General features: G+C 76.3%; 19 protein-coding genes. 9 read left to right on the top strand and 10 right to left on the bottom strand.

Going from position 1 to position 23,514, the window contains the following annotated elements; genetic code table 11:
* Window positions 1–38: 38 nt before the first annotated feature.
* Window positions 39–1,574, bottom strand: a complete 1,536-nt coding sequence (hflX, locus tag EYB28_RS09075; RefSeq protein ID WP_166846860.1) for a GTPase HflX — start codon at window positions 1,572–1,574, stop codon at window positions 39–41.
* 178 nt (window positions 1,575–1,752) lie between these two features.
* Here hflX and EYB28_RS09070 point away from each other — a divergent pair, with 178 nt between their 5' ends.
* Window positions 1,753–2,358, top strand: a complete 606-nt coding sequence (locus EYB28_RS09070) for a class I SAM-dependent methyltransferase (protein WP_166846857.1) — start codon at window positions 1,753–1,755, stop codon at window positions 2,356–2,358.
* Between the two features lie 55 nt (window positions 2,359–2,413).
* Here EYB28_RS09070 and dapF read toward each other — a convergent pair whose 3' ends face one another.
* The 3 genes from dapF to EYB28_RS09055 are packed head-to-tail and all read right to left on the bottom strand — an operon-like array spanning window position 2,414 to window position 5,008.
* Entirely contained in the window at window positions 2,414–3,340 is a 927-nt protein-coding gene (gene dapF, locus EYB28_RS09065) for a diaminopimelate epimerase (RefSeq protein ID WP_166846853.1), read from the bottom strand.
* Window positions 3,337–4,362 carry a tRNA (adenosine(37)-N6)-dimethylallyltransferase MiaA gene (gene miaA / locus EYB28_RS09060; protein WP_166846850.1) on the bottom strand — a complete coding sequence of 342 codons (1,026 nt, stop codon included), beginning with the start codon at window positions 4,360–4,362 and terminating at the stop codon, window positions 3,337–3,339. The genes dapF and miaA overlap by 4 nt, the downstream gene beginning before the upstream one ends.
* Window positions 4,363–4,372: 10 nt before the next feature.
* Window positions 4,373–5,008: a hypothetical protein gene (locus EYB28_RS09055; protein WP_166846847.1), complete on the bottom strand. Its 636-nt coding sequence runs from the start codon at window positions 5,006–5,008 to the stop codon at window positions 4,373–4,375.
* Window positions 5,009–5,101: 93 nt separating this feature from the next.
* Here EYB28_RS09055 and EYB28_RS09050 point away from each other — a divergent pair, with 93 nt between their 5' ends.
* Window positions 5,102–5,698 (top strand): YbjN domain-containing protein, encoded by a 597-nt coding sequence (locus tag EYB28_RS09050; protein WP_240930462.1) that lies wholly within the window; start codon window positions 5,102–5,104, stop codon window positions 5,696–5,698.
* Window positions 5,695–6,339 (top strand): YbjN domain-containing protein, encoded by a 645-nt coding sequence (locus EYB28_RS09045; protein ID WP_240930461.1) that lies wholly within the window; start codon window positions 5,695–5,697, stop codon window positions 6,337–6,339. Before EYB28_RS09050 ends, EYB28_RS09045 begins: the two co-directional genes overlap by 4 nt.
* A 77-nt stretch (window positions 6,340–6,416) precedes the next feature.
* Here EYB28_RS09045 and miaB read toward each other — a convergent pair whose 3' ends face one another.
* On the bottom strand, window positions 6,417–8,063 hold the full coding sequence (gene miaB, locus EYB28_RS09040; protein ID WP_166846844.1) for a tRNA (N6-isopentenyl adenosine(37)-C2)-methylthiotransferase MiaB: 1,647 nt from the start codon (window positions 8,061–8,063) through the stop codon (window positions 6,417–6,419).
* Window positions 8,064–8,220: 157 nt separating this feature from the next.
* Between miaB and EYB28_RS09035 the strand changes: the two genes are divergently transcribed.
* The 4 genes from EYB28_RS09035 to EYB28_RS09020 all read left to right on the top strand — a co-directional run bounded on the left by EYB28_RS09035 (window position 8,221) and on the right by EYB28_RS09020 (window position 11,716).
* Complete coding sequence (locus EYB28_RS09035; RefSeq protein ID WP_166846841.1) at window positions 8,221–9,012, top strand: amino acid ABC transporter ATP-binding protein; 792 nt, start codon at window positions 8,221–8,223, stop codon at window positions 9,010–9,012.
* Between the two features lie 152 nt (window positions 9,013–9,164).
* Window positions 9,165–10,025, top strand: a complete 861-nt coding sequence (locus tag EYB28_RS09030) for a glutamate ABC transporter substrate-binding protein (protein WP_166846838.1) — start codon at window positions 9,165–9,167, stop codon at window positions 10,023–10,025.
* Window positions 10,026–10,112: 87 nt separating this feature from the next.
* On the top strand, window positions 10,113–10,802 hold the full coding sequence (locus EYB28_RS09025) for an amino acid ABC transporter permease (protein WP_166846835.1): 690 nt from the start codon (window positions 10,113–10,115) through the stop codon (window positions 10,800–10,802).
* A complete protein-coding gene (locus EYB28_RS09020) occupies window positions 10,799–11,716 on the top strand; it encodes an amino acid ABC transporter permease (RefSeq protein ID WP_166846833.1) in 918 nt (305 codons plus the stop codon). Before EYB28_RS09025 ends, EYB28_RS09020 begins: the two co-directional genes overlap by 4 nt.
* 94 nt (window positions 11,717–11,810) lie before the next feature.
* Here EYB28_RS09020 and EYB28_RS09015 read toward each other — a convergent pair whose 3' ends face one another.
* From EYB28_RS09015 to EYB28_RS08995, 5 genes are all read right to left on the bottom strand, one after another.
* Window positions 11,811–12,512, bottom strand: coding sequence for a regulatory protein RecX (locus tag EYB28_RS09015; RefSeq protein WP_166846830.1), 702 nt, complete (start codon window positions 12,510–12,512; stop codon window positions 11,811–11,813).
* Between the two features lie 40 nt (window positions 12,513–12,552).
* Window positions 12,553–13,671, bottom strand: coding sequence for a recombinase RecA (recA, locus tag EYB28_RS09010; protein WP_166846827.1), 1,119 nt, complete (start codon window positions 13,669–13,671; stop codon window positions 12,553–12,555).
* A gap of 225 nt (window positions 13,672–13,896) precedes the next feature.
* Window positions 13,897–14,784, bottom strand: coding sequence for an MBL fold metallo-hydrolase (locus EYB28_RS09005; RefSeq protein ID WP_240930460.1), 888 nt, complete (start codon window positions 14,782–14,784; stop codon window positions 13,897–13,899).
* Between the two features lie 50 nt (window positions 14,785–14,834).
* The gene (locus EYB28_RS09000; protein ID WP_166846825.1) at window positions 14,835–17,039 is read right to left on the bottom strand and encodes an alkaline phosphatase family protein; all 2,205 of its coding nucleotides are present in this window, start codon (window positions 17,037–17,039) and stop codon (window positions 14,835–14,837) included.
* A gap of 53 nt (window positions 17,040–17,092) precedes the next feature.
* A complete protein-coding gene (locus EYB28_RS08995; RefSeq protein ID WP_166846823.1) occupies window positions 17,093–17,326 on the bottom strand; it encodes a DUF3046 domain-containing protein in 234 nt (77 codons plus the stop codon).
* 96 nt (window positions 17,327–17,422) lie between these two features.
* Between EYB28_RS08995 and EYB28_RS08990 the strand changes: the two genes are divergently transcribed.
* Window positions 17,423–22,561 carry a DEAD/DEAH box helicase gene (locus tag EYB28_RS08990; RefSeq protein WP_166846820.1) on the top strand — a complete coding sequence of 1,713 codons (5,139 nt, stop codon included), beginning with the start codon at window positions 17,423–17,425 and terminating at the stop codon, window positions 22,559–22,561.
* Between the two features lie 84 nt (window positions 22,562–22,645).
* Window positions 22,646–23,455 carry a DNA-formamidopyrimidine glycosylase family protein gene (locus EYB28_RS08985; protein WP_166846818.1) on the top strand — a complete coding sequence of 270 codons (810 nt, stop codon included), beginning with the start codon at window positions 22,646–22,648 and terminating at the stop codon, window positions 23,453–23,455.
* The last annotated feature ends 59 nt before the right edge of the window (window positions 23,456–23,514 follow it).

Below are 23,514 nucleotides of genomic sequence, written 5' to 3'. Positions count from 1 at the left end.
CGCCCGCGGTCACGCTGCGCCGGTCGCGGCGCTCCGGCTCAGTGCGCCGCGCGGCGCAGCTCGGCGGCCAGGCCCTCGTCGACGTGGCCCCGCACCCGCGTGCCCTCGGCGAGGTGCTCGGTGCGCATCCCGCTGCCGTGCTCGTGCGCGCGGTGCACCAGGTCGCCGCGGGAGTACGGCACGACGAGGTCCACCTCGACGTGCGGGCGCGGCAGCTCGGCGGCCACGAGTGCCCGCAGCTCCGCCATCCCCTCGCCGGTGTGCGCGGAGACCACGACGGTGCGCGGCTCGCGGCGCTGCACGCGCCCCACCACCTCCGGGTCGGCGACGTCCGCCTTGTTCAGGACGACCACCTCCGGCACCCGGTCGATCCCCGGGATCTCCGAGAGCACCTCACGCACCGCGGCGATCTGCCCTTCCGGCTCGGGGTGCGAGGCGTCGACCACGTGCAGCAGCAGGTCGGCGTCGCCGACCTCCTCGAGGGTGGAGCGGAACGCCTCGACGAGCTGGTGCGGCAGGTGCCGCACGAACCCGACCGTGTCGGTGAGCGTGTACTGGCGGCCGTCCTCCGTGCGCGCGCGCCGCACCGTCGGGTCCAGGGTGGCGAACAGCGCGTTCTCCACCAGGACGCCGGCCTCGGTCAGGGCGTTGAGCAGGGAGGACTTTCCCGCGTTGGTGTAGCCGGCGATCGCGACGTTCGGTACCGCGTGCCGCTGCCGCTCGAGCCGCTTCGTGCGGCGGGCGGGCTCCATCGCAGCGATCTCCCGCCGCAGCTTGGCCATGCGGTTGCGGATCCGGCGGCGGTCCAGCTCGATCTTGGTCTCGCCGGGACCGCGGGAGCCCATCCCGGCGCCCTGGCCGCCGACCTGGCCACCGGCCTGCCGGGACATCGAGTCGCCCCAGCCGCGCAGGCGCGGCAGCAGGTACTCCAGCTGGGCCAGCTCGACCTGGGCCTTGCCCTCCCGGGACTTCGCGTGCTGGGCAAAGATGTCGAGGATCAGCGCCGTCCGGTCGATCACCTTGACCTTGACGATGTCCTCGAGCGCGCGCCGCTGCGACGGCGCGAGCTCGGTGTCCGCGACGACGGTGTCGGCGCCGGAGGCGGCCACGACGTCCGCGAGCTCGGCCGCCTTGCCGGAGCCGAGGTAGGTGCCGGGGTCCGGCTTCTGGCGGCGCTGCAGCATCCCGTCGAGCACCTGCGAGCCCGCCGTCTCGGCGAGCGCGGCGAGCTCGCGCAGCGACACCTCGGCCTCGCGGGCCGCCGCCTCGCCCCCGGAGTACAGGCCCACGAGGACCACCTTCTCGAGGCGCAGCCGGCGGTACTCGACCTCGGTGACGTCGTCGAGCTCGGTGGACAGGCCCGCGACGCGGCGCAGGGCCGTGCGCTCCGCCAGGTCGAGCTGGTCGCCGTCGTGCGCCGCGTGGACGGTGGTGCCGGCCGTGCGCGCGGTCCCCGCCCGGGCGAGCACCCTGGCGACCACGTCGTCCGCGATCGCCTGCGCGTCGCGCGCGGCGTCCGAGGGCTCCGACGGGCCGGTCAGCGGGGTGTCGGGGTTGGTCGGGGTATGGGTCAAGGTGAGCCTCTCGGGTTGCTGGCAGCGTGCGGGCGTCGGTCACGTCGTCGGTCTCGGGACCGGTCCCGTCGACGGGTACAACAAGGGTCGCACGCCGGATCGTCCCGATCCCACGAAATTCTCGCCGGGCGGACGGGCGGGCGTCGGGGGGCGGCGACGGCGGCCGTAGGATCGGCCCGTGAGCGAGCAGCCGGACCACTACTTCACCGCACGGCCGGCCTCCCCCGCCGAGCGCCGCCGCCAGGTCGTCCACCTGGCCGGTCGCGACGTCGAGGTCGACGTGGCCGGCGGCGTCTTCTCCCCCGGCGGCGTCGACAAGGGCACCCGGGTCCTGCTGGCCGAGGTGCCGGACCCCCCGGACGGCGGCCACCTGCTCGACCTGGGCTGCGGCTGGGGGCCGCTCGCGATCACGATGGCGTCGCGAGCCCCGCACGCCACCGTCTGGGCGGTGGACGTCAACGAGCGGGCCCTCGACCTGCTCCGCGGTACGGCCGACCGGCTCGGGCTGACGAACCTGCGCGCCGTGACCGCCGACCAGGTGCCCGACGACGTGCGGTTCGCCGCGATCTGGTCGAACCCGCCGATCCGGGTCGGCAAGTCCGTGCTGCACGACCTGCTGCGCACCTGGCTCCCCCGCCTGGACGACGCCGGCGCGGCGTGGCTCGTCGTCGCCAAGAACCTCGGCTCCGACTCGCTGGCACGCTGGATCAGCGCCGAGCTGGACGTGCCGGTGACCCGGGCGGCGTCGGCCAAGGGGTTCCGCGTCCTGCGCGTGGACCGCTGACCGGACCACCGGACCCGGCGCTCCCCCGCGGTCACCCGGAGGTGGCGACCGGGCGCTACAGCTCGACGTCCCCGGTGAAGACCAGCTCGGCGGGCCCCGCCAGCTCGACGTGCCCGCCCTCGAGGACCCGCACGCGCAGCACGCCGCCGGGCACCTCGACCTCCCACACGTCCGGGACGACGGCGTCCGCGGCAGCGCCGGCCCAGGTCCGCACCGCCAGCGCCGCCGCGCACGCCCCCGTCCCGCAGGACTGCGTCTCGCCGACGCCGCGCTCGTGGACCCGCATGCGCAGCCGGCCCACGGGCCGCCCGTCGGAGTCGACCGCCTCGGCGAGCGGCACGACGAGCTCGACGTTGGTCCCCTCGGGCGGCAGCGGCTCGACCTGGGGCGGCAGCGTCAGGTCCACCGCCGCGAGCTCGTCGTCCCGGGCGAGGGCCACCACGGTGTGCGGGTTCCCCACGTCGACGCTCAGGGCGGGCCGCGGCGCGGTCCACCCGGCGGCGGCGACCGCGGCGTCGGCCCCGGCCCGGGCGGCGTCCTCGCCGCCGGGCAGGTGCCAGGCCCCCATGTCGACGGCGTACCAGCCGTCGGGCTCCTTGCGCACGCGGCGCACGCCCGCCCGCGTCCCGAGCGCCAGCTCCTCGCCGTCCGCGAGGTCGGCCAGGCCCGTGCGCTCGGCGAACGCCGCGAACACGCGCACCCCGTTGCCGCACATCTGGGCGACGGAGCCGTCGGCGTTGCGGTAGTCCATGAACCAGATGGCCGCCGGCTCGTCGGCGAGCACCTCGTCGGCCACGGACTCGCCCGCCCGGGCGATCGCGGCGGTGGGCGCGAGGCGGATGACGCCGTCGGCCCCGATCCCCCCGCGACGGTCGGACAGGCGGCGCACGTCGTCGGGGGTCAGGTCGAGGTCACCCCGGGTGTCGGCGACCAGCACGAAGTCGTTGTGGGTGCCGTGACCCTTGGTGAAGCGCAGCGTCATGAGCCCAGCCTACGGCGCACCGGACCGGCCTCCGGCGCGGGCAGCGCCCCCGCGTCGGCGTCGCGCACGACCCGCAGCGCGTCCTGGAGCAGCGTGGGCGAGCCGGCGTCGAGCCAGTGCACGCGCGGGTCGCGGCCGAACCAGCCCATCTGCTTGCGCGCGAGCCGGCGGGTGTTGGCCACGACCGCTTCGCGCGCCCCGTCCTCGCTCAGCTCGCCGCGCCAGCAGGCCAGCACCTCCGCGTACCCCACGGCTCGTGCCGCCGTCGCCCCGAGCCCGGGCCCGGCGCCCCCTTGCGCCGGCGACGCGAGGGCCCGCACCTCGGCCAGGAGCCCGGCGTCCCACATGCGCTCCACCCGGCGTGCCACGCGCGCGTCCAGCACCTCCCGGTCGCAGTCCAGCCCGATCTGCACGGCCGGGCGGACGTACTCCTGGCGCGGCAGGTTGGCCGTGTACGGCTGCCCCGTGAGCTCGATGACCTCCAGCGCCCGCACGATCCGCCGCGTGTTGTGCGGGCCGATCGACTCCGCGGCCCGCGGGTCGATCCGGGCGAGCTCGGCGTGCAGCGCGCGGCGCCCCTCGGTCTCGGCGCGCGCCTCCAGCCGCTCGCGCACCCGGGGGTCGGTGCCGGGGAAGTCCATGTGGTCGAGCAGGGCCCGCACGTACAGGCCCGAGCCGCCCACGACGACCGCGCGGGCACCCCGGCCCGCGATCGCGTCCAGGTCGGCGCGGGCGGCCTCCTGGTAGCGGGCCACCGAGGCGTCCTCGGACGGGTCCAGCACGTCCAGCTGGTGGTGCGGCACGCCGCGCCGCGCGCCCGGGGGCACCTTGGCGGTGCCGACGTCCATGCCCCGGTAGAGCTGGAACGCGTCGGCGTTGACGATCTCCGCGGGGTCCAGCGCGAGGGCGAGGTCGATCGCCAGGTCCGACTTGCCGGTCGCCGTGGGCCCGACGACGGCGACGACGGGCGCGGCCGTGGGCGCCGCGCGGTCGGGGACGGCGGGGGTGCCAGGTGCGCTCACGGAGGCGACCCTAGCCCGCGAGGGACCCGCGCTCCCGCCGGTCCTCCCGCCAGGCCGTCAGCTCGTAGCGGCCCGGGAGGTGGTCCCCGCGCTCGACGGTCGCGGTCGTCTCCGGCACCCAACCGGCCTCGGCGACCAGGGCGGCGGCGATCTCCGCGACGGGCTGCGTGGACGGACCCGGCGACCACGCCAGCACCGTCGCGGCGGCGGCCCGCACCGACGCGACGGCGCGCGCCACGACGGACGGCGGGGCGTCGGCGGGCAGCTCGATCACTCCGACGGCACCGCGACGCCCCGGCTCGCCGCGGGCGACCAGCGCACGGCCGAGGGTGAGGAGCGCCACCGACGCGGGCACGTGCGCCGCCCCCGCCCGCGGCCAGCCGTCGAGGTCGGGCAGCCACCGGTCGGGGATCCCGGCCCCGGCGAGCGACGGCCGCCGGGGTGCGGGGCCGGCGTCGTCCGGCGGCGTCGCGCCCCGGGGAAGCGGCGCGACGACCAGCAGGTCGCGCGCGCCGCCGGCGTCGTCGAGCAGGCGCCCGAGCAGAGTGGCCGCCCGCTCGCGGGTCGTGGTCAGGACGTCCTCGGCGCCCGCGGCTCCGCGCACGAGCAGGGGGGTCGCCGGGAGCGCGACGGCACGGACGGTCACGGCGCCAACCTACCGCCCGGCGCGTGCCCGCTCCGGGCGTGGGGTCGGTGGACGGTCCGCCCCGCGCACGGCTCGACGTGTAGCGTGGGCGAGGTGAAGTTCTTCGGTGCACGCCGGACGAGCAGGTCCCGGTCGGCCTCGGCAGGCCGGGCCGAGGCGATGGGTGACGACGAGCTGCGCGCCAGGGTCGAGGACCTCCTGCTGCGCCACGTGGACGCCGGCGAGACGTCGGACGAGGTGGACGAGCCCGCCGGGGAGCCGCCCTCACCACTCTCCCGCGCACGGGTCGAGCAGTGGCTCGAGGCCGCCGGGTTCTCCTACTTCGTGGACTCCGACGGCGACGTGGGCGGCCTCTGGCACGGCTGGCTGTTCTACTTCCTGGTCCTCGGTGACGACTCCCAGGTGCTGCAGGTGCGCGGCCAGTGGCACCGGGACCTGACGATCGAACGGCTCGAGGACGTCCTCGAGCTGTGCAACGGGTGGAACGCGGAGCGCATCTGGCCCAAGACCTACGTGCGCGTGCGCGACGACGGGACGGTCGTCGTGTGCGCCGAGGTCACCGTGGACGTGGGCCACGGCGTCAGCGACGAGCAGCTCGACCAGCTGCTGCAGTGCGGGCTGAGCACGGGGTCGATGTTCTTCGAGCACCTCGACTCCACGTTCCCCGACCCGCTGCGGAGCGCACCGTGAGCGGCGGCTGGCGCGACGGCGCACGGCGTACGGCGCGCGGCGCCGCGGGCGTGGCCCGGCTCGCCGCCGGCGGCGCCCTGCGGGCCGCCCGGGGCGCCGGCCGAGCGGTCGAGGGTTCCCTCGCGAGGCGCCGTGCCGCGGCGCCTCGCCCCGCGACCGGGCAACCCGGGCGTCCCGGCCGCGGGCGGGTCGGCCCCGCGCGGCCTCGCTCGCTCAGCGCCGCCCGCGTCGCCGACGACCTGACGCGCCGCGGCTACCGGTTCCGCACCGACTCCGACGGCGACATCACGGGTACCTGGGACGGCAACCGGTTCTGGTTCCTCCTGCTCGGCGACCACTCCGAGATCCTGCAGGTGCGCGGTCGCTGGGCCGGGGCGGTCACGCCCACCTCGCGGCTGTCCGTGCTGCAGACCGTCAACGACTGGAACCGCGAACGGGTATGGCCCAAGGTCTACACCCGGCCGGAGGGCGACGGGCTCGCGCTGTACGCCGAGGTGTCGGTCGACTTCGAGCACGGGGCCACCGACGAGCAGCTCGCCGCGACGGTGTCGTGCGGGCTCGTCACCGCCTCGCAGTTCTTCGCCACCGTCGGCACCGTCGCGCCGGGCGGCCCCGGCGGCGACGCGACGGACCCCGACTGAGCACCGACCGGGCACCTCGACGCAGGACCCCGGCCGAGCACCGGCGCTCTGGGCTCGCCGGCGGCCGGGAAGCGACGTCAGCGACGCAGCGTCGGCATCCCGAGGCTGACGGGCCCGGCGCTCGCGCCGCCGTCGCCGTGACCGTGGCCGTCGTCGCCCGTGAGACGTGTCCTCTCCCGCTGCGCCCAGGCGTCGCCCGACCGGGTGCGGCGCACCGCGTAGGTGCCGCCCGCGAGCGCCGAGTCGGCGATGAGGTGGTGCGGTGCCGCGCGGGTGACGTCCACGGTCACGAGATCGCCCGGGCGGGGCAGCCGCGGGTCCAGGGCCCCCGTCTCGGCCAGCCGGGGGTCGTCGGTGGTCACCGGCGGCCCGCCGGCCACGTGCTCGGCCAGGCCGGCCGGCACGGCCACGTGCACGAGGCGGTTGTCGGGCGCCCGCCCGGACAGCCGGTGGGTGGCGCCGTCCTTCTTCCCGGAGCCCTCCGCGACCAGGACCTCGAGGGTGCGGCCGACCTGCCGGGCCGACTCCTCGGCGCTGATCCGCTCCTGGAGCGCCAGCAGCCGGTCGAACCGCTCCTGCACGACCTCCTTCGGCAGCTGGCCGTCCATGGTCGCGGCCGGGGTGCCGGGGCGGGGCGAGTACTGGAACATGAACGCCGAGCTGAAGCGGGAGGCCTCGACGACGCGCAGCGTCTCGGCGAAGTCCTCCTCCGTCTCGCCCGGGAACCCCACGATGATGTCGGTGGTGATCGCGGCGTCGGGCATGCGCTCGCGCACCCGCTCGAGGATCCCCAGGAACTTCGCGGAGCGGTACGAGCGGCGCATGGCGCGCAGCACCCGGTCCGAGCCGGACTGCAGCGGCATGTGCAGCTGCGGCATGACGTTCGGCGTGTCCGCCATCGCGTCGATGACGTCGTCGGTGAAGGCGGCGGGGTGCGGCGACGTGAAGCGGACGCGCTCGAGCCCGTCGATCTCGCCGCAGGCGCGCAGCAGCTTGGCGAAGGCGCCGCGGTCGCCGAACTCGACGCCGTAGCTGTTGACGTTCTGGCCGAGCAGCGTCACCTCGACGGCGCCGGACGCGACGAGCGCCTCGACCTCGGCGAGCACCTCGCCGGGGCGGCGGTCGCGCTCCTTGCCGCGCAGGTGCGGCACGATGCAGAACGTGCAGGTGTTGTTGCAGCCGACGGAGATCGACACCCAGCCGGCGTAGACGGACTCGCGCCGCGTGGGCAGCGTGGAGGGGAACACCTGCAGCGACTCGGCGATCTCGACCTGCGCCTCGGCGTTGTGTCGCGCGCGCTCCAGCAGCACGGGCAGCGCGTCGAGGTTGTGGGTGCCGAACACGACGTCGACCCAGGGGGCCTTGTCGACGATCTCGCCGCGGTCCTTCTGCGCGAGGCAGCCGCCGACGGCGATCTGCATGCCCGGGCGGTCCGCCTTGAGGCCCGCGAGCTGGCCGAGGTTGCCGTAGAGGCGGGTGGCGGCGTTCTCGCGGACGGCGCACGTGTTGATCACGACGACGTCGGCCCTGCTCGCCGCCTCGTCCTCGGGCGCGGCGCGCGTGTACCCGGCCTGCTCGAGCATGCCGGCCATGTGCTCCGAGTCGTGCACGTTCATCTGGCACCCGAGCGTGCGCACCAGGTACGTGCGCGCCGGGGCTCCGGCCTGCGCCGTCGCCGGGTCCTCGGCGGGCGCCACCGCGGGGTTCTGCGTGGTGAGGGACATCGTTCCTAGGGTACGGTGCCGCTCGCGTGGGTCCCGACGTGGTGCCCCTCATCCGGCACGCCGTCGTGACCTCGAATGGACGCACCGTTACTCAACCGTTGCGCGACCGGGGCCGCTGGTGCTGGTCGACGTCACGACGACTGGTTAGGTTCGAGAGATGGATCACGGCGAAACGACGGCGGCGGGGAAGCCCGGCGCGCCCGAGGAGCTCGGCCCCCCGCTCGTGGAGCTCAAGGGGGTCAACAAGCACTTCGGCGACCTGCACGTGCTGCGGGACATCGACCTGACGGTGCACCGGGGCGAGGTCCTCGTCGTCATCGGCCCGTCCGGGTCGGGCAAGTCGACGCTGTGCCGGGCCATCAACCGGCTCGAGACCGTCGACGAGGGCGAGATCGTGATCGACGGCCAGCCGCTGCCGCAGGAGGGCCGGGCGCTGGCGAAGCTCCGCGCGGACGTCGGCATGGTGTTCCAGGCGTTCAACCTGTTCGCCCACAAGACCATCCTCGAGAACGTGACGCTCGGGCCGGTCAAGGTCCGCCGGGAGCGCGGTGCCGCCGCGAAGGAGCGGGCGCTCGCCCTGCTGGACCGCGTCGGGGTGAAGAACCAGGCGCACAAGATGCCCGCACAGCTCTCGGGCGGGCAGCAGCAGCGCGTCGCCATCGCCCGCGCGCTGGCGATGCAGCCCAAGGTGATGCTCTTCGACGAGCCGACCTCGGCCCTCGACCCCGAGATGATCAACGAGGTGCTGGACGTCATGGTCGCGCTTGCCAAGGAGGGGATGACGATGATCGTCGTCACCCACGAGATGGGGTTCGCCCGCAAGGCGGCGAACCGCGTCGTGTTCATGTCCGACGGCGAGATCGTCGAGGAGGCGACGCCGGAGGAGTTCTTCACCGCACCGCGCAGCGACCGCGCCAAGGACTTCCTGTCCAAGATCCTGACCCACTGAGACCCACCGGTCCCGGGACCTTCCGGGACCCACGACATCCCGACCCCGACAGACCGACGCTCCACCCGGCGGGAGACCCCCGCCGACCGTGGGACCGGGCCTCGCTGGCGAGCACCGGGCCCCCGGGCCACCACTCACGAAGGGTAAGAACGATGCGCACACGACACGTTGGTGCCGCCACGCTCGCCGCGCTCACCGCGCTCACGCTCGCCGCCTGCGGTGGCGGGGACGTCGGCGGCGGCGACGGCGGAGACGGCGGCGACTCCTCGGACGGCGGCGGCGACTCGATCAAGATCGGCATCAAGTTCGACCAGCCGGGCCTGGGCTACCAGGACGGCAGCGAGTACACCGGGTTCGACGTGGACGTGGCCACCTACGTGGCCGACAAGCTCGGGTACTCCGAGGACCAGATCGAGTGGGTCGAGGCCCCGTCCGCGAACCGCGAGACGATGCTGCAGACCGGCCAGGTCGACATGATCTTCGCGACGTACTCCATCACCGACGAGCGCAAGGAGCAGGTCGCGTTCGCGGGCCCGTACTTCGTCGCCGGCCAGGACCTCCTCGTCGCCGAGGACAACTCGGACATCACCGGCCCGGAGACGCTCGAGGGCAAGAACCTGTGCTCGGTGACCGGCTCCACGTCGGCGCAGCGCATCAAGGACGAGTACGCCGAGGGCGTCCAGCTCGTGGAGCGCCCCGGGTACGCGGAGTGCGTCACCGCGCTCACCGCGGGCCAGGTCGACGCCGTCACCACGGACGACATCATCCTCGCCGGCCTCGCCGGCCAGGACGCCAACAAGGGCAAGGTCAAGGTCGTGGGCAACCCGTTCTCCGAGGAGCGCTACGGCGTGGGCCTGCCGCAGGACAACGAGGTGTGCGAGGACGTCAACTCCGCGATCCAGGAGATGATCGACGACGGCTCCTGGGAGGAGTTCGTCATGTCGAACACCGAGGGCACGGGCTACGAGCCCAACGCGGACCAGAACCCGCCGACGCCCGACGCCTGCGCCTGACGGGACCCGGAGGGGGCGGCGCGCACGGCGCCGCCCCCCTCGCCCCGCCCTCTCCCCCGCCACGACCCGCCGGAGGCATGACACACCGTGGGTGACTTCCTCTCCCAGTTCGCCGCGCTCTTCGCCGAGTACGACGTGCCCGGGGCGTTCTGGGTGAACATCCAGCTGACGTTCTGGGCGGCGATCTTCTCCCTGATCCTCGGCACCGTGCTGGCGCTGATGCGCATCTCGCCGATCGCGAGCCTGCAGTGGGCCGGCGCGGCGTACGTGAACGTGCTCCGCAACACGCCGCTGACCGTCATCATGACGTTCTTGTTCCTCGCGGTGTGGACGCAGCTGCAGATCAGCCTGTCGGACGACTTCGCGCAGAACTTCTTCCGGTTCGCCGTCGTGGGCCTCACGGTGTACCACGCGGCGTTCGTGTGCGAGGCGATCCGATCCGGCGTCAACACGGTGCCCCTCGGCCAGGCGGAGGCGGCTCGTGCCATCGGGCTGTCGTTCCTGCCCGCCGCGCGGCTGATCATCCTCCCGCAGGCGTTCCGCGGCGCGGTCGCACCGCTCGGCAACACCCTCATCGCCCTGCTGAAGAACTCCACCGTCGCGGCCGCGGTGAGCGTCTCGACGGAGACCTCCACGCTCATGCGGGAGATGATCGAGAGCAACGCCAACTACATCTACGCGATCTTCATGACGTTCGCGATCGGCTTCGTGGTCCTGGTGATCCCGATCGGCCTCCTGACCACGTACCTCTCGAACCGACTGGCGGTGCGCCGATGAGCACGCAGAAGTCCGTCCTCTTCGACGCCCCGGGCCCGCGAGCCCGTCGCGGCATCGCGATCGGGAACGTGGTCGGCGCTATCGTGGTCGCGGGGATCGCCGCGCTCGTGCTGGCCGAGCTCGGCCGCAAGGGCCAGCTCTCGTGGGACCTGTGGGGCCCGATCTTCACCTCCAGCGCCTGGCTGGACTACTTCCTGCCCGGCCTGCAGAACACGCTGCGCGCGGCCGCGTGGGCGGTCGTGGGCGCCGTGGTGTTCGGGCTCGTGTTCGGGTCCGGGCGGCTCGCGTCGTCGCGGACCGTGCGGTGGATCAGCGGCGTGGTCGTGGAGTTCTTCCGTGCCGTGCCGGTGCTGCTGATGATGATCTTCTTCTGGCTGCTCTTCGGCTACAACGACGTCGGCGACGAGCCCGCGTTCCTCGCGGTCGTCGTCGCCCTGATCCTCTACAACGGGTCGGTCATCGCCGAGCTGGTGCGGTCCGGCGTCGGAAACCTGCCCAAGGGGCAGTCCGAGGCGGGGCTGGCGATCGGCCTCACCGGCGGCCAGACGCTGCGCTCCATCCAGCTCCCGCAGGCGCTCATCGCGATGCTGCCCGCCCTGGTGTCCCAGCTCGTCGTCGTCCTCAAGGACACGGCGCTCGGGCAGATCATCGCCTACCCGGAGCTGCTGCGGGCCGCCCAGACGTTCGGCAACGGCAACAGCAACAACCTGCAGACCCTCGCGGTCGCCGCCGTGATCTTCATCGTCATCAACTGGGCGCTCACCGCCCTGGCCCGATGGCTGTCGCGGTACCTCAGCGGCCGTACGTCGGGCGGCGCAGCCGCAGGGCCCGGCATCGGCAACCCGGCGACCCCCACAGGCAAGGGCGGCCCCGGCAACGCCATCGCCGCGACCGGCGACGCCACCGCCACCTGACCTCGGCAGCGCGGTCGCACGGCAGGGGCTCGGACGCTCTTCGGCGTCCGGGCCCCTGCCTCCGTCGCGGGAGCCTGTCGTGTCCTCGCGGACGTCAGTCCTCGACGCCGACGTCGTCGAGGCCGGTCTCACCCTCCTCGGCCAGGGCGTCGCGCACCGCACCGAACGCGACGCCCGGAGCGTATCCCTTGCGGCCCAGGGACCCGACCGCTCGGCGGACCCGCACGTCGCGCTCGAGGCCCCGCGTGCGGCCGACGTGCTTGCGCGCCAGGGCCAGCGCGGCCTCCCGCTCGTCGTCGCCGTCCACCTGCTCGAGCGCGGTCGCCGCGGTGTCCTCGTCGATGCCGCGGCGGCGCAGCTCCATGGCGAGCGCCCGGCGAGACAGGCCACGCTCGGCGTGCCGCGTGCGCACGATCATCTCTGCGTACCCGGCGTCGTCGACGAGGCCCACCTCGTCGAAGCGGTCGAGCACCGGGCCCACCACCGCCTCGGGGTAGCCCTTGCGGGCCAGCGACTGCTCCAGCTCCGCGCGGCTCTTCGGCGCCGCCGACAGCACCCGCAGCAGTGCCTCCCGCGCCTTCTCCGTCGCGTCGTCGAGACTCAGCTCGCCGGCCTCGATCCGCTCGGCCACGGTGCGGCGCGGTGCGCGGGCCCGCGCGGCGCCATCCGCCGAGGAACCCCGCCCGCCCCGGCGGCCGCGACGCTTCCCCTCGCCGCGACCGCCCTGGGTGCCCGGGCCGCCCGTACCACCCGGGCCGGGCGCGTCGTCCCAGGCGCCCGGGTCCACCACCGTCATGCCACCCCCGAGGGAACGCACCGCGCCGGCAGGCCGGCCATCAGAACGGGGCCTTCTTCCCCTTCGCACCGCCCTTGGCCGGGGCTGGGGCGGCGGCGACGTCGGCCTTCACCGCCGGAGCCACGGCATCGGCCGCGACGTCCGGGGCCGGCGCGTCCAGCCGGGCGCCGATGCCGAGCTTCTCCTTGATCTTCTTCTCGATCTCGTTGGCGAGGTCGGGGTTGTCCCGCAGGAACGCCCGTGCGTTCTCCTTGCCCTGGCCGAGCTGGTCCCCCTCGTAGGTGAACCAGGAGCCGGACTTGCGCACGAACCCGTGCTCCACGCCCATGTCGATGAGCCCGCCCTCGCGCGAGATGCCGACCCCGTACAGGATGTCGAACTCCGCCTGCTTGAACGGGGGCGCCATCTTGTTCTTGACGACCTTGACCCGCGTGCGGTTGCCCACGGGCTCGGTCCCCTCCTTGAGAGTCTCGATGCGCCGGATGTCCATGCGCACCGAGGCGTAGAACTTCAGCGCCTTGCCGCCCGTCGTCGTCTCGGGCGAGCCAAAAAATACGCCGATCTTCTCGCGCAGCTGGTTGATGAAGATCGCGGTGGTCCCGGACGAGCTCAGCGCGCCCGCGATCTTGCGCAGCGCCTGGGACATGAGCCGGGCCTGGAGGCCGACGTGGCTGTCGCCCATCTCCCCCTCGATCTCGGCCTTGGGGACCAGGGCCGCGACCGAGTCGATGACGATGATGTCCAGCGCCCCGGAGCGGATCAGCATGTCCGCGATCTCCAGGGCCTGCTCGCCGGTGTCCGGCTGGGAGACCAGGAGGGCGTCCGTGTCGACGCCGAGCTTCTTGGCGTACTCCGGGTCCAGGGCGTGCTCGGCGTCGATGAACGCGGCGATGCCGCCGGACTTCTGGGCGTTGGCGACGGCGTGCAGCGCCACCGTCGTCTTGCCGGACGACTCGGGCCCGTACACCTCGATGACGCGGCCACGCGGGAGCCCTCCGATCCCGAGCGCCACGTCGAGCGCGATGGACCCCGTCGGCACGACGTCCACCGGGGCACGCCCCTCCTCGCCGAGACGCATGACCGAGCCCTTGCCGAAGTTGCGGTCGATCTGTGCGAGCGCGGCCTCGAGGGCCTTATCACGGTCTGCCGGTGCAGGCATGTCGGTCACCTTTGCGTTCTGGGCGCGGCGGCTGCGCGCCGGCGTTCGTGGCTGCGTACTCATGTTGTTGCCGACCGTACGTCCCGCCACCGACACCGTCGGCCACCGGCCGGCGAGCTGTGGACGGGCACGGACGCGAACGTGTCTGTGGACCCACTCTAGCCGAACATCTGTTCGATGCCAGTCCCGGCGCACCGGCGTGCCGCAACCCCCGCTCCGTCGTGCTCAGCCGTCGTCCCACCGCCACGCCCCGCCCGGGCGCAGCACGACCGCCCGGGTCCCCGGCGCCACCCTCCGCACCGCCGCGGCGAAGCCCTCGCCCGCGTGGTCCATCCAGCCCGGCGGCAGGTGGCGCCCGCCCGGGGCGTGCAGCGTCCCCCAGTGCACGGGCACCGCCACCCGCACGCCCACCTCCGCGCAGACCTCGGCGGCCCGCACCGCGTCCAGGTGCCCGCCGGACAGCCGGGGCCCCCAGCCCGCCACCGGCACCAGCGCCACGTCCACGCGTCCGCCGGCGAGGTCGCGCACGTGACCGATCCCCGGGAAGTGCTCCGTGTCCCCGACCGCCCACAACGTCGGACCCGCGCCCTGTTCGCCGTCCACCCCGGCCGCCCGCACCAGGTGGCCCGCCGCGGCGCCCGGACGGTGCGGCATGGGACGGTCCCCGTGCACCGCCGGCGCGAGCCGCACCTGCGCCCCGGCGACGTCGTGCCACTGCCCCGGGTGCCACGCCCGCGGGCTGCCCGCCCCGGCCGGGCGCGTCGCGTGCCCCGACCGGCCGCCCGCCCGCGCGTCGTGCGCCGTGTCCCGCCACGTGCCCTCCAGGCCGACGCCCCGCAGCCCCTTGGACCGCAGCCACCGCGCGTTGGCGGGCGCCGCGAGCACCGGCACGTCCCCCAGCAGCCGCAGCGAGCGCAGCTCGGCGTGGTCGTGGTGCAGGTGGGAGACGAGCGCCGCGTGGGCGCCCCGCCACGCGTCGGTCGCGGGGCGGTCGCCGCGGCGCCGCAGCAGGCCGGCGTGCCGGTGCAGGAGCGGGTCGGTCACGAGGCGCGTCGCGCGGCCGTCCGGCCCGACCAGGTCCAGGACGACGGTCGAGTGCCCCAGCCAGGTCACCCGCAGTCCGGTCGCGGCGCCGCCGCGAGCCCCCGCCCGCCGCGCGCCGCTCACGGCTCGCCCCGCAGGCCCAGCGCCGAGAGCCAGCCCACCAGCCGCGCGTGCACGGCCTCCGCACCCACCAGCATCCGCCGGCCGTCGACGTCCTCCCGGTCCGCGTCGGGCACGTCGAGCTCCGCCGGGTGCAGCAGGAACGCCTCGCCCTGCGCCCCGCCCAGCCCGCCGTGCGAGCCGACCAGCCCCTCGAAGGCGTGCACGCGCCCCATCGGGTCGAGCGCCGAGACGAGCACGAGGTCGCCGGCGTCGGGCAGGAGGGCGGCCCGCAGCAGGTCGGCCCGCGCCCGCGACCCGTACCCGGCGAGCGGGTCCTGCCCCGTGACGGCCCCGTCCGTGAGGCGGTGGGTCCCCGCGCTGCCGTGCGCCACGACGACCGGCTCTACGCCGTCGTGCCCGCCGTCGTGCCCGCCGTCGTGCCCGGTTCCGTCGCGCACGACGACGACCCCGACGGCCGGGTGGGCCAGGAGCCCCGGCAGCAGCGCCGGCCAGCGGGCGGACACCTGGGCGGCGTCGAGCGGCGCCGGCTCCCGGCAGAACCACACCATCCCGAGGTTGCCGGAGCCGACGACCGCGACCTCCGGCAGGTCGGCCCTCGCGGGCCCCGCGCCGGGGCCGCCGTCGTGCTCCCGCCCGCCGTGCCGCGGGCGGTCCCGGTCCGGCCCGACGAGCACGCGCGCGTCGCCGCCGCGCAGCGAGTTGAGGGCGGTGTTCGCCGGGCCCCACGCCTCCCGCTCCTCCCGGTCCGGTCCCCCGGCGCGCCCCGGTCGCGCGGCACGGTCCCGCCCTGCCCGGGCCGGCGGGACGCCCTGGTCCGAGACGTTCCCGCCGCCGGACGGCGTCCGCGCCATCAGCCGGCGCACCTCGTCCGCGAGGGACCGCCCGGAGACCTGCTCGAACGTCTCCCCGAGGGACTGCCCGTGGTCCGAGAGCACCACGACTCGGTAGTCGCGGGGCGCCCCGCGGGCCACCTCCTCCCACAGGCCGATCACCCGGTCGAGGCCCTCCAGGGCGCGCAGGGCCTCCGGGCGCAGCGGCCCCGCGTGGTGGGCGATCTCGTCGTAGTCGACGAGGTCCACGCACACCACGGGCGCGCCGCGCACCAGCTGCTCGGCGACGAGCGAGGTGTTGAGGTCGCGCAGGAGCACGTTCGTCACCGCGCGCAGCACCGGGTACCAGCCCAGCCGGGACACCCGCGGACGTACCCCGCGCACCGTCTGCTGCCACCCCTGGTAGAGCTCCTTGCCCGCCTCCGCGACGGTGACCACGAGCGCGCGCACCAGGACGAACGGGCTGGCGAAGAACCGCACGAACATCTGCCCAGGGCCCAGCCCCTCGGACGCCCGGCTCATCACGAGCAGGGAGGTCGCGGCGCCGCCCGAGAACATCGTCGACACCGCGGTGCCGCCGTCCGCGAGGAGCCCGCGCCCGGCGCCCGCGGCGGCCTCCACCAGCGCCGCGTCGGCGGGACGGTTCGTCACGACGAGACGGCCGTGCTCGCGCGACCACCAGCGGAACGCGGGCACCGGCGCCGTCGTCCCGTGCAGCAGGCCCAGGGTGCTCGCCGGGGTGGTGCAGGGGACCCGCGCCCACCACGACTCCAGGCGGTGGCTGCCCGAGGAGAGCCACCGCCCCAGGGTCGGCGTCAGGCCGGCCTCGAGCGCGTGCTCCAGCGTGGGCCGCGACACCCCGTCGAGCATGACGACGAGCAGGCCGGGCGGCGCGTCGTCGCCCGCCCCCTCGTCCCGCCGCCGGCGCCGGGACAGGCCGGCCCGGCGCCGTGCGCCGCGCACGAGGTCCGCGACCACGAACGCGTTGTCGCTCGCCCCGAGGGCCCAGTGCCCGACCGCCATCACGCACGCGGCGATGACGAGGACCGCGAGGGCGTCCGGCCAGGACCGGACGGTGAGCCCGGGCAGCAGGCGCAGCGCGACGACGAGGACGGCGACCTGGGCCGCCAGCCCCAGGACCAGCGCCCCGAGCGCGCCCACGACCCCCGCCAGCCGGCGCAGCGGGGCCCGCAGCACCGCGTCCCCCGCGCCGACCACGAGCGCGGCGGGCAGCACCGCCCACACGGGGGTCGCCCGGGCGCCGTCGACGACGCCGATGGCGACCGCGAGCCCCGCGGCCGTCGTGGCCAGGGACCACAGGCCGGAGCGCAGGTCCGCGACCGACATCGGGGCGGCGGGCACGCGACTCATGGCGCCATGATGCCGCGCCGCGGTCCCCTGAGCCCGTCAGCGCGGGGGCGGCGTCAGCGGCGCGGCGGCGCCTGCCGGCGGGCGTCGCGCCCCCAGCGGTCGGCGTCGGGCACGTCGAGGGCGTCGCACAGGGCGTGCCACACGTCCCGCGGCTCGACCCCCGCGTCGAGGGCCTCGGCGGGGGTCCGCTGGTCCAGCCGCGGCAGCACCTGCTCGCGGACCAGGGCACGGCCGTAGCCCGGGCCGAAGACCTCGTCGACCAGCTCGCGGAACTCGCTGTAGCGCACGCGACCAGCCTGCCACGGCCCACCGGACGCACCGCAAGCCCGCGGGGCCGCACGCACGACGGGCGGCCTGTCGGCCCCGCCTGCCACGATGGCGACGTGACCGACACCCCCGCCGCCGACGCGCTGGCCCGCTTCGCCCCGGCGACCCGCGCGTGGTTCGCCGGCGCCTTCGCCGCGCCGACGCCGGCGCAGGCGGGCGCCTGGGAGGCGATCGGCAGCGACCGGCACGCGCTCGTCGTCGCGCCCACCGGCTCCGGCAAGACGCTCGCCGCGTTCCTGTGGGCGATCGACCGGCTCACGACGTCGCCCCGCCCGGAACCCGCCCGCCGCTGCCGCGTGCTGTACGTCTCGCCGCTGAAGGCCCTCACGGCCGACGTCCAGCGCAACCTGCGCTCGCCGCTGGCCGGCATCCGCCAGGCCGCCGCCCGCGCCGGCACCACCGTCGAGGACGTCACGGTCGGCGCCCGCACCGGTGACACGCCGGCGTCCGAGCGGCGCGCGTTCGCCACGCGCCCGCCCGACGTGCTCGTCACGACCCCGGAGTCCCTGTTCCTCGTCCTGACGTCGCAGGCGCGGGCGGGGCTGGCCGGCGTCGAGACCGTGGTCGTCGACGAGATCCACGCGGTCGCGGGGACCAAGCGCGGGGCGCACCTGGCCCTCAGCCTGGAGCGGCTCGACGCGATGCTGGACCGGCCGGCCCAGCGGGTGGGCCTGTCCGCGACCGTCCGCCCGGTGGAGGCGGTCGCCGACTTCCTCGGCGGCCGGCGCCCGGCCGCCGAGGGCGGGCGCGAGGTGGTCGTGGTGAACCCGCCGGCGGACAAGCGGTGGGCGATCGATGTGGTCGTGCCGGTGCCCGACCTGGCGGACCTGGACTCGGCCGGTCCCGCCCGCGCGGACGGCGCAGCCCCCGGCGACGGGACCGGCACGGCACCCGGCACAGGACCCGGCACCGTGGTCGACGACGGCGGCGACGGGCTGCCCGCGGACCTCACCGGCGACGCGACGTCGCCGCTGCGCCGCGCCTCGGTGTGGCCGCACGTCGAGGAGCGCGTGGTGGACCTCGTCGCGGACCACCGCTCGTCCCTGGTCTTCACCAACTCCCGGCGCGGCGCCGAGCGCCTCACGGCGCGGGTCAACGAGATCTGGGCCGAGCGCTCCGGCGCCGCCCTGCCGGAGCCCGGCACGCAGTGGCCGGCGCAGGCGCAGGGGCAGTCCGGCGCGTCGGTCGGCCTGCCGCCCGCGCCCGAGGGCGGCGAGCCGCCGGTGCTGGCCCGCGCCCACCACGGCTCGATGAGCCGCACCGAGCGCACCCGCACGGAGACCGACCTCAAGGCGGGCCGGCTGCCCGCGGTGGTCGCGACGTCGTCGCTGGAGCTCGGCATCGACATGGGCGCCGTCGACCTGGTGGTGCAGGTGGGCGCCCCGCCGTCGGTCGCGAGCGGGCTGCAGCGCATCGGGCGCGCCGGGCACCAGGTGGGCGCCGTGTCCCACGGCGTCGTCTTCCCGACGTTCCGGGGCGACCTCGTGCCCGCCACGGTGGTCGCCCAGCGGATGCGCGCCGGCGAGATCGAGCGGCTGCGGGTCCCGGCGAACCCGCTGGACGTCCTGGCGCAGCAGGTGGTGGCCGCGCTCGCCACCCGCGACTGGGACGCCGACGAGCTCGCGGCGACGTTCCGCCGCGCCGCGCCGTTCGCCACGCTGAGCGACGGCGCGTGGCGCGCCGTGCTCGACATGCTCGCGGGACGCTACCCGAGCGAGGACTTCGCGGAGCTGCGCGCCCGGATCGTGTGGGACCGGGCCACGGGGCGCCTCTCCGGGCGGCCGGGCGCGCTGCGGCTGGCGGCCACGAGCGGCGGCACGATCCCCGACCGCGGCCTCTACGGCGTGTACCTGGCGACGGACGCGCCCACGGCCGGGTCGCCCGCCGACGCGGGCGGGGCAGCCCGCCCCCGGGGCGGCAAGCGGGTCGGCGAGCTCGACGAGGAGATGGTCTACGAGTCGCGCGTCGGGGACACCTTCACGCTGGGGTCGTCCACGTGGCGGATCGAGGACATCACCCCCGACCGGGTCCTCGTCACCCCGGCCCCGGGCCTGCCGGGGCGCCTGCCGTTCTGGAAGGGCGACTCCCCCGGCCGCCCCGCCGAGCTCGGCCGAGCGGTCGGCGCGTTCGTCCGCGAGACCGACGCGCTGCTGGCCGCGGACGCCGAGCGCGGCACCGACGACGGCCGCGCCCGCCTGCGCGACGCCGGCCTCGACGCCTGGGCCGCCGACAACCTGGCCGCGTACCTCACCGAGCAGCGCCGCGCCACGGGCCGGCTCCCGGACGACCGCACCGTCGTCGTCGAGCGGTTCCGCGACGAGCTCGGCGACTGGCGCGTCGTCGTCCACTCCCCGTTCGGCGCGCCCGTGCACGCGCCGTGGGCGCTCGTGGTCGCCGCGCGTCTGCGCGAGCGGTACGGCACCGACGTCGCCGCGATGCACGCCGACGACGGGATCGTGCTGCGGCTCCCGGACGCCGGCGACACGGGGTGGGACCTGGGCCCCGTCGGCCCCGGGGACGGCGGTGACGGCGGGGCCCGGCTCGGGGACGGCGGGCCGGCCGTCACCGCCGAGGACCTGCTCGTCGACCCGGACGAGGTGCTGGCGGCCGTCCGGGACGAGCTGGGCGGCTCGGTGATGTTCGCCGCCCGGTTCCGGGAGGCCGCCGCGCGGGCCCTGCTGCTGCCCCGGCGCCGCCCCGACCGGCGCCAGCCGCTGTGGCAGCAGCGCCAGCGGGCCTCGCAGCTGCTGCAGGTCGCCTCGCAGTTCCCCGACTTCCCGATCATGCTCGAGGCGGCGCGCGAGTGCCTGCGCGACGACTTCGACGTCGCGTCGCTGACCGAGCTCATGGGCGACCTGGCCGCCGGGCGGGTCCGCCTCGTCGAGGTCACGACGAGCGCGCCGTCGCCGTTCGCGCAGGCGCTCCTGTTCGGTTACACGGCGCAGTTCCTGTACGACGGCGACGCCCCGCTCGCGGAACGCCGGGCGGCGGCCCTGTCGCTCGACCCGGACCTGCTCGCCGAGCTCCTCGGCGAGCAGGGCGCCACCGCGCTCGCCGACCTGCTCGACCCGGCGGCGGTCGAGCGGACCCAGGCCCTGCTGCAGGCGCTGCACCCCGACCGGCAGGCGCGCGACGCGGAGGGCCTGTGGGACGTGCTGCGGCGCACGGGGCCGCACCCGCTGCCCGCCCTGCGGGCCCGCACCCGCGAGGACGTGCGGGACCGGGTGCCGGGCTGGCTCACCGAGCTGGAGGCGGCGCGGCGCGTCATCCGCGTCCGGCTGGCGGGGCACGCCGAGGACGAGACGGAGCAGTGGGCCGTCGTCGAGGACGCGGGCCGGCTGCGCGACGCGCTCGGCGTGGCGCTCCCGGTGGGCGTCCCGGAGGCCTTCACGGAGCTGGTCGACGACCCGCTCGGCGACCTGCTGCGCCGCCACGCGCGCACCCACGCGCCGTTCGGCGCGGCGGACGCGGCCCGCCGGTTCGGGTTGGGGGTGGCGGTGGTGCAGCGCGCCCTCGCGGGCCTGGAGTCCGCCGGCACCGTCGTGCGCGGGGCGCTGCTGCCGTCCTCGCTCGGCGGCACGGGCGACGAGTGGTGCGACCCCGAGGTGCTCCGGACGCTGCGTCGCCGGTCCCTGGCCGCACTGCGCGCGGAGGTCGAGCCGGTCGACCCGGAGACCCTCGGCGTGTTCCTCCCCCGCTGGCACGGCGTCGGGGCGCGCGCCGGGGGCGCCGGCGCCGCCGGCGGCACGTTGCGGGGCGCCGACGGCGTGCTGCGGGCGGTGGAGCAGCTCTCGGGCGCGGCCGTCCCGGCGTCGGCGCTCGAGACCCTGGTGCTGCCCGCCCGGGTGTCCGACTACGCGCCCGCCCTCCTCGACGAGCTCACCACCGCCGGCGAGGTGCTGTGGTGCGGGCACGGCCGGCTGCCGGGGTCGGGCGGCGGCGACGGGATGATCAGCCTGCACCTCGCCGACGGGGCGCCGCTCACGCTGCGGGACCCCGACCCCGTCGACGACGGCGGCCCGCTGGACACCGACGTGCACCGGGTGGTGCTGGACCTGCTGACGGGCTCGGGCGGCTACTTCCTGCCGCGTCTGGCGGAGCTCGCGGGAGCGAGCCGGGCAGCGGTCCTCGAGGCGTTGTGGGACCTGGTCTGGGCGGGTCGGGTGACGAACGACCGGCTCGGCCCGCTGCGGGAGGCCCTCGGCGGCGCGGGCCGCCGCGGCGGGGGCGCGCACCGCGCCCCCGCCGCGCCCGGCCGGGCGCGGCCCGTGCGGGGCTCGCGGTTCGGGCTGGCGCGCCCGGCCACCGAGACCCCGCGCACGGGAGGCGGCCGCTGGTCGGCGCTGCCGACCGTGGAGCCGGACCCGACGCTGCGCGCGCACGCGCTGTCGCAGGTGCTGCTGGAGCGGCACGGGGTGCTCACCCGGGCGGTGGCGCCGGTGGAGGGCGTGGCGTCGCGGTTCCGGGACGTGTACCGGGTGCTCGGGGAGCTGGAGGAGCGCGGCGCGGTGCGCCGCGGGTACTTCCTCGAGGGGCTGGGCGGGTCCCAGTTCGCGCTGCCGGGGGCGGTCGACCAGCTGCGGGCGGACGCAGGCGACCGGGACCGTGGGCTCGAGTCGGGCCGCGAGGCCCGGGACGGCACCGGCGGCCTGGACGGACCGGACGGCGTAGCCGGCTCCGGCGGCTCCTTGCCCGCCCCGGGCGCGCGAGGGGCCCCGGTCCCCGAGGCCGTGCTGCTCGCCGCCACCGACCCCGCCAACCCGTACGGGGCCGCGGTGGCCTGGCCCCGCACGTCGGGAGCCGGTCCCGCGGGCCGGACGGCCGCCCCGAGGCCGACGGACCGGGACGGCGACGCGGAGGCCGGATCGGCGGCGCCGTCCGGGGGCACGCACCGGCCGGGCCGCAAGGCGGGTGCCGTGGTGCTGCTCGTCGACGGCGAGCTCGTGCTCTTCGTCGAGCGCGGCGGCCGCACCGTGCTGTCGTTCGGCCGGGGGGACGCCGGCGACCCGGGCCGCCTCGCGGCCGCGGCACGCACCCTGGCGGCCGCGACCCGGGAGGGCCGGCTGGGGCGCGTGACCGTGCAGCGGGTGGACGGGGTCGCGGCGCTGTCCGCCGCCCGCGACCGGACGCCGGCGGCCGCCGCCCTGCTGGACGCCGGCTTCGGGATCACCCCGCGGGGGCTCCGACCGTCGTGACGCGCCGTGGGGTGGTGCGGTGCCCGGGCGGCGCCGACCCGGGTCGTGCACCGGGGCGCCGGCCCGGCCTCTAGGCTGCGTGTCATGCCCGAGGGAGATGTGCTCCTCCTCACCGCCGAGAGGCTCGGCGCGGCCCTGCGCGGCTCCGAGCTCGTGCGGGCCGAGCTGCGCTGGCCGTCGGCCGCGGGCGTCGACCTCGTCGGGCGGGCGCTCACGGAGGCGGCCGCGTACGGCAAGCACGTGCTGCTGCGCTTCGACGACGGCCGCACCCTGCACACCCACCTGCGCATGGACGGGTCGTGGCGGGTGCACCGCACCGGCTCGCGCGATGCCGCGGCACGGTCCCCCGCCGTGCGCGCGGTGCTGGCCACCCGCACATGGACCTGCGTGGGGTGGCGGCTCGGCATGCTGGACGTCCTACGGACCCGGGACGAGCCGCGCCTCCTGGCGCACCTCGGGCCGGACGTCCTGGCGCCGGGATTTCCCTCCCGGCTCGGCGAGGGCGTCAGCCGGCTCCGTGCGGAGCCGGGCCGGGCGGTGTGCGCGGCGCTGCTCGACCAGCGCACCGTCGCCGGGCTCGGCACGATCTGGACGGCCGAGGCGCTCTTCGCCTGCCGCGTCTGGCCGTGGACCCCGGCGGGCGACCTCGACGACCAGGCCCTGGCCACGCTGCTGAGCACGGCTCGGCGGCTCATGTCCCGCAGCGTCGCGGTTGCGCGGCGCGCGGGCTTCGGCGCCGTCGAGCACGCGGTCCACGGCCGGCACCGCCGCCCCTGCCGGCGGTGCGCGACGCCCGTCGCGCTCGGCAGCACGTCCGGGCCCGGGCGCCGGCCCGACGGCCCCGAGCGCGTCGTCTACTGGTGCCCGTCGTGCCAGCGCGCACCCGCCGCGTGAGGCCGGACGACGCTCGAACCTCCGCACGGCGAAGGGGCCGGACCGCGTCCGCGGTCCGG

Origin of the sequence: Isoptericola sp. BMS4 (assembly GCF_011634835.1) — a bacterium.
Taxonomy (GTDB): domain Bacteria; phylum Actinomycetota; class Actinomycetes; order Actinomycetales; family Cellulomonadaceae; genus Isoptericola.
The sequence above is the reverse complement of the archived record's forward strand: the minus strand, read 5'-3'. Positions and strand labels throughout refer to the sequence as shown.

Coding starts and splice junctions, on each gene's coding strand:
- dapF (WP_166846853.1), bottom strand. CDS start 3,340: ATGACGCTGCGCTTCACCAAGGGTCACGGCACCCACAACGACTTCGTG.
- miaB (WP_166846844.1), bottom strand. CDS start 8,063: ATGTCCCTCACCACGCAGAACCCCGCGGTGGCGCCCGCCGAGGACCCG.
- EYB28_RS09035 (WP_166846841.1), top strand. CDS start 8,221: ATGGATCACGGCGAAACGACGGCGGCGGGGAAGCCCGGCGCGCCCGAG.
- EYB28_RS09030 (WP_166846838.1), top strand. CDS start 9,165: ATGCGCACACGACACGTTGGTGCCGCCACGCTCGCCGCGCTCACCGCG.
- EYB28_RS09020 (WP_166846833.1), top strand. CDS start 10,799: ATGAGCACGCAGAAGTCCGTCCTCTTCGACGCCCCGGGCCCGCGAGCC.
- EYB28_RS09015 (WP_166846830.1), bottom strand. CDS start 12,512: ATGACGGTGGTGGACCCGGGCGCCTGGGACGACGCGCCCGGCCCGGGT.
- recA (WP_166846827.1), bottom strand. CDS start 13,671: ATGCCTGCACCGGCAGACCGTGATAAGGCCCTCGAGGCCGCGCTCGCA.
- EYB28_RS09000 (WP_166846825.1), bottom strand. CDS start 17,039: ATGAGTCGCGTGCCCGCCGCCCCGATGTCGGTCGCGGACCTGCGCTCC.
- EYB28_RS08985 (WP_166846818.1), top strand. CDS start 22,646: ATGCCCGAGGGAGATGTGCTCCTCCTCACCGCCGAGAGGCTCGGCGCG.